The sequence below is a fragment of the Treponema denticola ATCC 35405 genome (genome assembly GCF_000008185.1).
Lineage (GTDB): Bacteria > Spirochaetota > Spirochaetia > Treponematales > Treponemataceae > Treponema_B > Treponema_B denticola.
In genome coordinates this window covers 1,208,010-1,219,538 of sequence record NC_002967.9, presented here as the reverse complement: position 1 = coordinate 1,219,538, position 11,529 = coordinate 1,208,010, and the positions used below count along the sequence as shown (strand labels likewise).

The 11,529-nt window shown below is 39.6% G+C and carries 12 protein-coding genes; 7 read left to right on the top strand and 5 right to left on the bottom strand.

Annotated elements, in window-relative coordinates; genetic code table 11:
- Positions 1-260: 260 nt before the first annotated feature.
- Positions 261-686: a hypothetical protein gene (locus TDE_RS05710; protein ID WP_002677676.1), complete on the bottom strand. Its 426-nt coding sequence runs from the start codon at positions 684-686 to the stop codon at positions 261-263.
- Positions 687-735: 49 nt separating this feature from the next.
- On the bottom strand, positions 736-1,176 hold the full coding sequence (locus TDE_RS05705; protein WP_002670742.1) for a hypothetical protein: 441 nt from the start codon (positions 1,174-1,176) through the stop codon (positions 736-738).
- Between the two features lie 197 nt (positions 1,177-1,373).
- On the opposite strand from TDE_RS05705, the gene TDE_RS05700 reads away from it, so the two are divergent.
- From TDE_RS05700 to TDE_RS05690, 3 genes are read left to right on the top strand one after another with little or no spacing between them, the layout of a single operon-like run.
- Positions 1,374-2,531, top strand: a complete 1,158-nt coding sequence (locus tag TDE_RS05700) for an NAD(P) transhydrogenase subunit alpha (protein WP_002670740.1) — start codon at positions 1,374-1,376, stop codon at positions 2,529-2,531.
- Positions 2,528-2,830: an NAD(P) transhydrogenase subunit alpha gene (locus tag TDE_RS05695; protein ID WP_002670738.1), complete on the top strand. Its 303-nt coding sequence runs from the start codon at positions 2,528-2,530 to the stop codon at positions 2,828-2,830. Before TDE_RS05700 ends, TDE_RS05695 begins: the two co-directional genes overlap by 4 nt.
- Positions 2,827-4,875, top strand: coding sequence for an NAD(P)(+) transhydrogenase (Re/Si-specific) subunit beta (locus tag TDE_RS05690; RefSeq protein ID WP_010956923.1), 2,049 nt, complete (start codon positions 2,827-2,829; stop codon positions 4,873-4,875). The genes TDE_RS05695 and TDE_RS05690 overlap by 4 nt, the downstream gene beginning before the upstream one ends.
- An 18-nt stretch (positions 4,876-4,893) precedes the next feature.
- On the opposite strand, the gene TDE_RS05685 is transcribed toward TDE_RS05690, so the two are convergent.
- Positions 4,894-5,811, bottom strand: coding sequence for a hypothetical protein (locus TDE_RS05685; RefSeq protein WP_010956922.1), 918 nt, complete (start codon positions 5,809-5,811; stop codon positions 4,894-4,896).
- A gap of 152 nt (positions 5,812-5,963) precedes the next feature.
- Between TDE_RS05685 and TDE_RS05680 the strand changes: the two genes are divergently transcribed.
- Together TDE_RS05680 and TDE_RS05675 are read left to right on the top strand one after the other, a co-directional pair.
- Positions 5,964-6,464 (top strand): hypothetical protein, encoded by a 501-nt coding sequence (locus tag TDE_RS05680; RefSeq protein WP_002682437.1) that lies wholly within the window; start codon positions 5,964-5,966, stop codon positions 6,462-6,464.
- Positions 6,465-6,475: 11 nt separating this feature from the next.
- Positions 6,476-7,852, top strand: coding sequence for an SPOR domain-containing protein (locus tag TDE_RS05675; RefSeq protein ID WP_002682434.1), 1,377 nt, complete (start codon positions 6,476-6,478; stop codon positions 7,850-7,852).
- A 272-nt stretch (positions 7,853-8,124) separates the two neighbouring features.
- On the opposite strand, the gene TDE_RS05670 is transcribed toward TDE_RS05675, so the two are convergent.
- Both TDE_RS05670 and TDE_RS05660 read right to left on the bottom strand, forming a co-directional pair.
- Positions 8,125-8,787 carry an ABC transporter ATP-binding protein gene (locus tag TDE_RS05670; protein ID WP_002682432.1) on the bottom strand — a complete coding sequence of 221 codons (663 nt, stop codon included), beginning with the start codon at positions 8,785-8,787 and terminating at the stop codon, positions 8,125-8,127.
- Positions 8,788-8,940: 153 nt separating this feature from the next.
- Positions 8,941-9,507: a methyltransferase gene (locus TDE_RS05660; protein ID WP_002682429.1), complete on the bottom strand. Its 567-nt coding sequence runs from the start codon at positions 9,505-9,507 to the stop codon at positions 8,941-8,943.
- Between the two features lie 108 nt (positions 9,508-9,615).
- Here TDE_RS05660 and TDE_RS05655 point away from each other — a divergent pair, with 108 nt between their 5' ends.
- Both TDE_RS05655 and TDE_RS05650 read left to right on the top strand, forming a co-directional pair.
- Positions 9,616-10,530, top strand: coding sequence for an ABC transporter substrate-binding protein (locus TDE_RS05655; protein WP_002671710.1), 915 nt, complete (start codon positions 9,616-9,618; stop codon positions 10,528-10,530).
- Positions 10,531-11,520 (top strand): FecCD family ABC transporter permease, encoded by a 990-nt coding sequence (locus TDE_RS05650; protein ID WP_002670726.1) that lies wholly within the window; start codon positions 10,531-10,533, stop codon positions 11,518-11,520.
- The last annotated feature ends 9 nt before the right edge of the window (positions 11,521-11,529 follow it).

Below are 11,529 nucleotides of genomic sequence, written 5' to 3'. Positions count from 1 at the left end.
TTTTTTTATTTTTTTTAACCCTTTTTGCAGCTTTTAAACTGCCAAACTTAAGAAGCCTTGCCTTCATTGAAAATGCAAGACTTGCAAAACTTTTCTAGTGTTTTCTTTGCTTTTCTAGGCACACCGTCTTAGCTGACGGTGTGAGCGAATATACCCCTTTCTCAAACTTTTGTCAAGTACTTTTGGTAAGGTTTTTGCTAAAAAAATAATTTTTAGATCTGTTTTAAGATTACTGTATTAAAAAGGGCTTAACTCTATTTTTAGTACTCTCCACTATTGAGCACAATAGTAAAAAGGTGCTCTTTATCTTTATCCTTGTAAACAAAACTCATATTAAGCTTATCCTTCCTAAATTGCTCAATATTAGTCTGGGACTTAAATTCAGTGATAAGAGCTTCTCTGGTAGCAGCCTCAATTATATTCCACACCTCAGGCGTATTATTTTCTTTAACCATTTCGGTAAAAGAATAAACATATTGAAGAGTATGAGAGCTTTCAATATATTCAACTGCATCAAGTTGAATATTCTCATCTATCTTTGTCGGACACTGTTTGTTTAAAGCATCTGCTATAGCTTTGTAATTAGTTTTATATCCGCCTTTATCGCTGTCTTTAGAACAAGCAAAACAGAATACAAAACAGATCATTATTGCCGCTAAAAAACTTATTTTTTTGATTATTTTCATCTTAATTTCCTATCTAAGTTTCCTAAATTTTAAGTTAATTATTTTTTAACTAATATTCCGTATGCTTAAAATCAAATACAAAAAGATCTTTACCTTCCATATCTTTAAAAACATAAACAAGCTTTACCTTGTCTTTTCTAAACATATCCAGCGCAGCCTGACCTTTTAACTTGGATAACATAGTATCCCTCATCATTCCGGCTGCAAGATCAGTAGCATTAGCGGGAAGATCGGATTTTTTTACGTTTATTATGCTGTAATTATAAATTAGAGCATTTTCTTTCCCTTTGTATTGAACGGAATCAAGCCTTGTTATTTCATCAAGCATTACAGGACACTGTTTTGTTGCGGCCTCTGCTACCAGCTCATATTTACTTAAATCGCCATTTGCTTGAGCGGGAGCATTTTTTTTCTCATTTGTTTTACATGAAAAAACAAACAAAACAGAGATGGTTAAAACCAAAAGAATAATCTTTCTACATATTTTCATTTTTTTCTCCTATGAACGTCATTTTATCACAATTAAAAAAAATATATAAGAGCTTAAAATAAATTAGATGTAAACAAATTTCAGGAAACCACAACACTAAAACCGAACCTTGACGGCAATGTCTTACTATGATATAATCGATTGAAATTAAGAGTTCAGTATGGCTATATAAAAGCTGTGCTTTATAGGAGGATTTTATGATTATTGGTATTCCTAAGGAAATCATGCATGGAGAAGACCGTGTTGCCGCTACTCCGGAAACATGCGAGCTTTTGGTTAAGGACGGACACAAGGTTTTAGTGGAAAAAGGGGCCGGTGAAGGCGCCTATTTCCATGATCCGGAATATGAAAAGGCCGGAGCGGAAATAGTTTCCGATGTTAAAAAGCTTTTTTCCGATTCGGAAATAATTTTAAAGGTAAAAGAACCCCTTTATAATGATGCAATGGGCTGCCACGAAATAGATATGATGCACAAAGGACAGTATCTTATCACTTTTATTCACCCTGCAGCTCCGGTTAACCACGAAATGGTTAAAAATATGGCAAAAAAAGGCGTTATTTCTTTAACCCTCGACGGAGTTCCTCGAATTTCAAGAGCACAAAACATGGATGCTCTTACTTCGATGAGTACCTGTGCAGGTTATAAAGGAATATTAATTGCTGCAAATCTCTTGCCGCGATTTATCCCTCAAATTTTCTGTGCCGTAGGTATGATTAAACCTATGAATGTCTTAGTAGTCGGAACAGGTGTAGGAGGCTTACAGGCTCTCGCAACTGCCAAAAGACTTGGAGCAGTAACCTATGCAGCCGATATCCGGCCTGCAGCCCGTGAACAGGCTCAGTCCCTTGGTGCAAAGATTATCGACTTAGGCGTTCCCGAAAATGAGGCCATCGGAGAGGGCGGCTACGCCCTTCATCTAAAAAAAGAGACCCTCGAAAACGAAAGAAAGCTGCTTGCTCCTCATATTAAGGATATGGACATAATCTTCCTTTCGGCCCTTGTTCCGGGAAAACTCGCTCCGGTTATAATCACCGAAGAAATGGTAAAGACCATGAAACCCGGCTCGGTAATCGTTGATATTTCAATCGACCAAGGCGGAAACTGTGAGTTAACACCTCCGGGCGAAGTTGTCAAAAAGCACAATGTTCACCTTGTAGGTATTAAAAACATCCCCGGACTTCTTCCCTCAAGCTCTACATGGATGTTTGCTCAAAATATTTGCAACCTTACCCGCTATCTTATCAAGGACGGAAAAATCGAGCTTGACCGAAATGATGACATTGTCAAAGGTATTCTTACCACTATTGACGGTGAAATCGTTCATAAGGGAGCCAGGGAGGCAATGGGCATATGAGTCTGGAATTGATACTGGTTCTTGTCTTTGTTGTAACGACCCTTATAGGCTACAAACTGATCAAGAATGTACCAAGTCTTTTGCATACCCCTCTTATGTCGGGTATGAATGCCTTATCCGGCATTACTATTTTGGCTACAATGACCGCTACGGCATATGCAGTTACAACAGGCAGCAAGATTTTCGGCTGTATAGGCATCATTTGTGCAACAATAAACGTAGTTGCAGGCTTCGGTCTTACGGACAGAATGCTTAAAATGTTTAAAACAGGCAATGAATCTAAAGAGGATACAAAATGACGGATACGGTTTATTATATTATTTGCGGAGTACTCAGCATTGGGGTTCTTTTAGGAATCAATATGATGAGTAAGGTTAAATCGGCAGTTAAGGGAAACCGTTTAAGTGCCCTTTGTATGCTCGCAGCCGTATGCGTAACCCTTTATAAATATAATATATTCTCTGCAGGAATGATGTGGGCAGGGCTTGCGATAGGAGCGGCAATCGGTATTTACCTAACAATAAAGGTAGAAATGATTACCATGCCCCAAACAGTTGCCTTACTCAACGGCTTAGGCGGAGCAGCTTCGGCTGTTGCAGCCCTCTTAACTCTCGCAGCGGTTAATACTCAAGCAGGAATATTTGCTATTGTTACAGGAGGAATAGCCTTAGCAGTAGGAGCTTTAACCTTTTCAGGCAGCTTAATAGCTGCAGGAAAGCTTCACAAGCTTCTTCCTCAAAAACCCACGGTTCTGCCTGCTCATCAGGCTTTGACCACAGTCAGCTTTTTAGGAATGATAGCCTTCATCGTTCTTCTTCCTATTAAACCTGAACTAATGATAATCATTTCGGTTGCAGGGCTTGTAATAAGCCTGCTTTTCGGCATCTTCTTTGCTATACGCGTAGGCGGAGCGGACATGCCGATTACGATTTCTCTTTTAAACTCAACATCGGGTGTTGCGGCCTCAATTGCAGGTATGGCGATAGGAGATATTCTCTTGGTATCGGTAGGAGGCATAGTCGGAGCTTCGGGGCTCCTGCTTACCCAGATTATGTGCAGGGCAATGAATAGGAGCCTAGCTTCAATTCTTTTCAGTAAGGCGGCTTCTCCGGCTAAACCGGCAAAACCTGCACAGCCTGCAAGCCCTTCAGAATCTTCATCAAAAGAAGCGTCAGAGAAACAAGCTCAGCAAACGGGAGAAGCAAAACCTGCTCAACAAGAGCTTACGGCAACAGGACATGCCGATAAATCGCAGCTTACCTCATGGTTTAATGATGCTAAGGAAATCATCGTTATCCCCGGCTACGGCATGGCTCTTTCACAAGCCCAAGGCTTGGTAAAACAGCTGGCAGATAAACTTGAATCTATGGGAAAAAATGTGCGTTTTGCCATTCACCCCGTTGCAGGAAGAATGCCCGGCCATATGAATGTGCTTTTATGCGAAGTTGACATTCCCTATGACAAGCTCTACGAAATGGAAGCTATAAATCCGGACTTTGATAAGACGGATTTGGCTATAATCATAGGAGCAAGCGATGTTGTAAACCCCGCCGCAAACACGGCAGAAGGTACACCCATCTACGGAATGCCGGTCTTGGCTGCAGAAAAAGCTAAAAAGCTAATCATCTGTAACTTTGACCTACAGCCAGGCTATGCGGGAGTTCCAAATCCCTTGTATGAACCTAATCCCAACACCATGATGCTCTTAGGCGATGCAAAGGATAGCATAAACACCATGCTCGACTCTCTTAGAACTAAGGGAGGAACCGCAGGAAGCTCTTCAGGCGGAGAATCCGCCAACTCAGGAGCGGAAGTAAGCCAAAAACAAGCCGGAACGGAAGCTCAAATAGGCCCTTGGTTTAAGGAAGCAAAGGAAATCATCGTTATACCCGGCTACGGCATGGCTCTTTCACAGGCTCAAGGCTTGGTAAAACAGCTTGCAGATAAACTTGAATCTATGGGAAAAAATGTGCGTTTTGCCATTCACCCCGTTGCAGGAAGAATGCCCGGCCACATGAATGTGCTTTTATGCGAAGTTGACATTCCCTATGACAAGCTCTACGAAATGGAAGCTATAAATCCCGACTTTGATAAAACGGATTTAGCCATAATCATCGGGGCAAGCGATGTTGTAAACCCCGCCGCAAACACGGCAGAAGGCACGCCCATCTACGGAATGCCGGTCTTGGCTGCAGAAAAAGCTAAAAAGCTAATCATCTGTAACTTTGACCTACAGCCAGGCTATGCGGGAGTTCCAAATCCCTTGTATGAACCTAATCCCAACACCATGATGCTCTTAGGCGATGCAAAGGATAGTTTAAACAAGATATTGGAAAATCTATAACAAAATTTTAAGGGGCTTTTAAAAGCCCCTTTTTTTTGCAGCTTGACTATCTATTTCTTCCCATAAAACGTTATTTTCATGCGGTACACAGTCTTGCACCCAATACCACCAAAAATAACCGCCTATAAAATTCTTTGTATATTTAGGCATACCATAATAATGGCGTATCATGTTAAGTTTTGTTTTTTCGTCGGCGTTTTCATCAGTACTTCCGCATTCCCCTATACCCAGTTTTGAGTTTGGAAAGATACTTTCCAAAACGGCAAAAATTTTTCCCCAGTCAGGCTGAAAACCTTCATTATCGTCTTCGTAATAGCTTACCAAAAGATAATCTACATTATTTTTTATGCGGGGAGGCAGATAGGTTTTAAGCCAATCAATCATCTCAATTTTTTGCATTCCGGGAGCAAAAGCATAAGCAGTTACAACCGTAATTCCCTCCTTTGATTTGATAAAGTCATAGGCTGCCGCTACCTTATCAGCAATCAGTTTAGGATTTTTGCCGAGCCAATCCTCTCCGTTAATTTCGTTTCCGATCTCCCACATATCGGTGTATTTTCCAAGGACCTCATATGCCGTTTTAAAACGCTTTTTATACGAATAAACCGTTTTGTAATATTTCATGTCATAAGAATCCACGGGACAAGCCAATATGTAAGCAACCTTGCCGATTTCTTCAAAAATAGGAATATACATGGAAACGGATTCATCCTTAGACATAACGATACGAACTGTGGGTTTTGTTTTCATGTTTTTTAGGGCATTTACCACAGCTTCAAGCTTAACGGTTTCATACCACGAGTCATCTATCGTAATACCTAAAATAAAGTCTTGGTCTTGAAACCGGATTTTTGAACCTTGTTCTTGAGCAAACAGCATACCTGCAAAAATACAACTTAAAAAAAACAGGTAAAGTTTTTTATATTTAAACTTCATATCTTTTACCATCCGCAGCGTATTGTAAATTCTTACATAACAAACCTGCCTTACATTATATTACTTATTTCAAATTTTTTCACCTGCGTCGGCTTTTTTAAATTCTCTTAATCTTTTTTTTGGAATACCGATAATCTATCACGAGGACTATTATGTTAAAAAAATACATAAGCTGTATATTATTTTTTATTTTTTTCGGGTTAGCTTTTGCGGATACGGCAGCCTTTGCTTGCTTTCAAAATAAAGATGCACACGAAAAATGCAGAAATATTACCGAAATTTTTGAAGACAACCTTTTTGACAAGTTTTTTGATGAGGGTTTTATTGCTACCAGTATTCCTATCAGCGAAGTAAAATCGGAAGAAGAAATTTCGCTTACATCAATAAAGGCTTTTTTTGAAGAATGCCCGAATTATCTGATTATCTTTTATATGCAATACGGTACCGAACTCCTATTTAACGAAAAAAAACAATTAAAAGAAGCGGATTGGCAAAAAATGACCGTCCGTATGTTAGATTGTGCGAGTGAAAAAGAAATATATAAAAAAACCATCGATATCACTAAACTAAAAGAAAAAGACGTAGAAAAAAAGGCCGAAAAAATGGCTGATCAAATATCAAAAGAAATATTCGAGGCAATCAGCAGGAGATAAGGAGAGGGATTATGAACAAAAAAATTTTATTTTCATTGATATTCATTATATCGTTTTCATGTATATGGGCGGTTTGGGAAGGAAACGGAGGAATCGGCTCTTCTACCGATTTTCCGGCTGAAGGCTTATTTGTCAGAAGCGATATGTTTCCTAAACACACCCTTTTGGAAATAACAAACCTTGAAAAAAATGTTAAGGCAAGGGCCGTTGTTATAGGGCCATCAGGAATTCCCGGTCTTCTGGCCAGTCTGTCACCCGAATTGGGAGAAAAGCTCGGAGTTCCGCGGGGAAAGGTTATCAGAATAAGAGTCCTTACGCCTAGTCCGGTAAATGAAGAAGGCGATGACGGAAAAAGTATTTCGGCCGCCGGCCCTGAATCTCAAGACTTAGATAACAACCCGGCCATCTTTGTAGCATCTCATTCGGATTTACCGAATGCAAATCTCAAAAAAGAAGAAGCCGAATCCGTATCCGAAAATACAGGCTCAGATACAATTCTCTACGATGATCTTAAAAGCCCTATTGAAGATACACCCTCGGAAACGGCTGAAGATGTTCCTGTAGTAGAAGAAGTTCCTGATGTGAATGCTATACCTGATCCCGTAGTTGAAGAACCTGAAGTAGAACCAATTAAAGAGGTTGAAAAGGTTGAAGAGAAACCTGCCGAAGATTCATCTTTGATGTATGCACCTGAAACCGTAGCTCCCATAACCGAAACCTATATGGAACCGGCAAAGGAAAATCCTCCTATAACGGTGGATCCTATAAATGAACCCGCAGCAAAACCGGAAGCGGCCCCTGCTCCTGTAACCGAGGTATCGGAACCGCAAAAACCCGAACAGCCTAAAGAAGAGATAGAAGACGTTGAAGTTGTAGATCCTGTAGTAGAACCTGTTGATGAAGCTCCGGTTGAAGAAAAAAAGGTTGACACAGTTGCCGCCGTTACCCCAAAAAATGAGCCTATTGCAGATAAAAAAGAAGACCCTCCGGCTCCTGCTGAGGAGACATCGGTTGAAGAAACACCGGTCGAAGAAGCCGAAGATTCAGGCACGTATGACGAAACCGATTCGGATATATATACTACAGCCGAAGAAAAGCCCGAAGAAGAATCCGCAGTTCCTGTAAATGAAATTAAGCCTGTTTCAAGCAAACTGGAAAAAGGCAAAACCTATGTTCAGATAGTAATCTATGACGATAAATACAACCGCGATGATGTTCTAAAAAAATACGGGAAAAAATATCCTATGGTAGTGGAAGAAAGGCTTGTAAAAAACAACACAAGATATACCATATTTGTAGGGCCTTTAAAGCCTGATGAAACCGGCGCTGTTCTTGAACGTTTTAAGCAGCTTGGCTTTAAGGATGCCTTTCTCAAGAAGGGAAAATAAAATCCGGTAATTGGTAATCACTTGTCATTAAAGTGTGTAGTCGGTAATTAAACCGATTACACATTTTTTTTGCGAAGAACCGCATGCCATATTTTACCGGTTGGGCTATTCCAAAAAATCCATACGTATAATACTCATCTTCATAATCCCATCTCCATCCTTTGCAAGGAATCGATGCATTCCGCGGATACCGGGATTTTTCATGTCATCCAAGGATATATCCCTTGAGAGAGAATTTTTCTATATCATCAAAAACAATAAATTTAATCCTGCTAAAGTTTTACTACAAATGTTTTAAAACTTTGTCCCTCATGCAAAACGGGTAGCACAAAAACATCGGAGTTAAAAAATGTTTTTATGTTTTCATTTGTAATAAGCAAATCAATGCTGCCGAACAAAAAGTGGCCTTCCGAAAGCAATAAGCCCTTATCGGCAATGATCAGCATATTTTGTATGTGATGAGAATTTATGATTATTGTAGTTTTATTTTGGCGTGAAAGTTTTTTTAACGTTTTTAATACCCGGCCTTGATTGTAAAAATCCAAATTGGATTCCGGCTCATCAAGAATCAAAATACGGGGCTTACAAACAAGAGCCTTTGCAATGTAGGCAAGTTGTAATTCTCCTCCGCTTATTTCATTACAAAAACGATTTTTTAAGAAGGCTATATCGAGTTCTTCCATAACGGCAAGGGATGCCTCATAATCTTTTTTTGACGGAGAAGCAAAGTACCCGTTTACGGAACTTCTTCCGAACGAAACAAAATCAAGGACCGTGTACGAAAAAGAAGGCACCTTTGCCTGAGGAACATAGCCTAAAAAGTTTGTCCGTTTTTCTACAGGCTTTCCCATGATTAAAGAACTCCCTGATGACCATGTAAGAATTCCCGCAAGACATTTTATAAAGGTGGTTTTTCCGATGCCGTTGCGTTCCATAACGGCAAGGATTTCACCCTCCTTTAAATAAAATATGCCGTTTCAAATCGATGGTTTCAATACGTTTATCCCCTATACAAATTGCATATATATCCTTGAAATCTATATTAAAACGTCCAATTAAACACGAAAAAAAGGCAGCAGTTATTATCATTAAAATAAGGTATAGAAAACCGTCAACATAATTTTTTTATCCTTTTCGCAATCTTCTTTTTTTATAAGATTCCGAAAAGGAAAGATGCCGGAAGCGATTATTAAATCGTAATCATTCCGTATGTCGTCTTTTAGAAAATCGCCTTCTATTATTTTAACCGTATTTTTTAAGGAAATCTGTTTTATGTAATCATAGGCAATTTTTGCAACAACGGGCCTTTCAAATAAGGTATAGGAAGCACAGGGGTATTGCTTCGCAATTGCACCGAGCATGACACCGGCTCCTCCGCCAAGGTCAAGTACGTTTTTAGGTCCCTTTTTACATGATGAGTTTACGGCGGCCAGCAAGGTTTGTTTTCTAAAAGTTAGAATTTCTTGGATATTAATTTGTGCCATTTCCGCAAAATCAAAAAACTTATTTTGAGAGAACTTTTCAGTATTTTTTTCTTGATTAGAATCTATAAGTTCTTTTATGTTTACAAGGGCGGATAGTTTTTTCCTAAAAAGTAAAACTTCTCCTATGTATTCGGAACTTTTTTTAGATAAAAACCGAACACTTTTTTTCATTTCCTATTGACAGAAAAAATAAATAATGTTATCCTTTGCAAACTTAGCTATGGCTAACATCTTTCTTTTATAAGAAATATGGTTAAAACTTTTGTTTTGGAGGTTTTTATGAAAAACAAATTATTTATTATTTTGGGTTTCCTTTGTATGAGTACCCTGCTGTTTGCAGGAGGAAGCAAGGAAGGCAGTACGAAACAGGAAAAAGGCCGTGAAATGTACGGCTATATGGTTCCTGCATCCGTTCCTCAAAGGACTGCTGTAGGACAGGTTGTTCTATTACAGATGCTTGACATGCTTGATGTCGATATAGTTGCAAGACCTTCGACAAAACGGGAAATAAGTGCAAGGTATAAGGATAAAACGGAAATCGGTATGCCGATGCGCGTTGATCTTGAAAAGCTTAAGGAAGTAAACCCCGACTTTTATTTGGCAACCGGTGATAGGGGTGCACCTATTGCAGAACAATTAAAGGCTTTAAATATCCCTGCGGAGTTTTTGCAGACTACAACCTACACCGATATTTTAAATTCGATGAAGTACTTAGGTGAGGTTTACAACAAGCAAAAAGAAGCCGCAGCTTATGTAAAAGAAGTCGAAGATGTGGTTGCAAAGGTTAAAGCTGCCAATAAAAATAAAAAACCTCTTAAAGTTTTAATTATTGCAGGTTTTCCCAACAGTATGAGTATACATACGGAAGGTTCTTTTGTCGGCAGTTTAATAAAGGTCTTAGGTGCGGAAAATATATGGAAGGACAATACGGTAAAAAATACTACGGTTCCTATGAATCTGGAGCTGGTAAAGGCTTCCAATCCCGATATTATTTTGCTTACCAGCCACGGTGATGCAAAAGATACTGCAAAAATGTACGAAAAAGAATTTCAAAGTGATTTTTGGCAAAAAATTGATGCCGTTAAAAATAAGAGATATTATAGTTTGGATACCCGAATATTCTTTATTGCAGGGTCCCCTTATATACCGGAAGCTCTGGAAACTTTAGGCAACTACTTTTATGGAAGTAAGTAGATGGTAATACAGGTGAAAAAAGCAGGTGTTTTTATTGTTTTATCTCTATTACTTATAGTTTTGTTTTTTTCATCTGTTGCATCGGGTTCGCTCAAATTTTCATTTGCACAAATTTGGGCGGCCCTGTGCGGCAGAGGGGAGCAGCTCGTTACCGATGTAATCTTTGATTTAAGGCTTCCGCGTGTCCTTGTTGCCCTTGTCGTCGGAATGAATCTTGCATCTGCCGGAGCTTTGATGCAGGCGGTTATGCAAAATCCCTTGGCGGATCCCGGTATTATCGGCGTTTCTGCAGGAGCCAGTGTCGCCGGGGTTATATTGATGCTCGCTCTTCCTCAGTATGCATACTTGGTACCGCCTGCGGCTTTTGTCGGGGCGATATTTGCAGCCTTTTTAATATATCTTTTAGCATGGAAAGACGGGTTTACTCCCGTACGAATTATTCTATCGGGAGTTGCAATCAATGCTCTTTTGGGAAGCCTTACCGGTTTGGTTACCATTTTATTTAGCGACAGGCTTCAGGGTGCGTTGATGTGGCTTAACGGAAGTTTGTCAGGAAAAACGTGGCGGCATTTTCAAGTGCTTATTGTATACAGTATTCCGGCCCTGATACTTGCTCTTCTTTGTATTAGGGCAGCGAATGTCTTATTGCTGGGAGATGAAAAAGCAAAAAGTCTTGGGGTAAGTGTCAACCGCTGCCGTGTATTTCTTTCGATTATCGGGGCTTTTTTGGCAGGGATATCGACTTCGACTGTCGGAATCATCGGTTTTATAGGTTTGGTTATCCCCCATATCATGAGGATGCTGGTCGGGTCGGATTATAAGAGTCTATTACCGTTTTCAATGTTCAGCGGAGCAGTTTTGCTGCTCGGAGCGGATACTTTTGCCCGTACTATTGCTTCACCGATTGAATTGCCTGTAGGAATTGTAATGTCGATATTCGGAGCACCGTTTTTTCTGTACCTTTTGAGAAGTTCCGGTAAAAGGAAATAGGGAGGAACT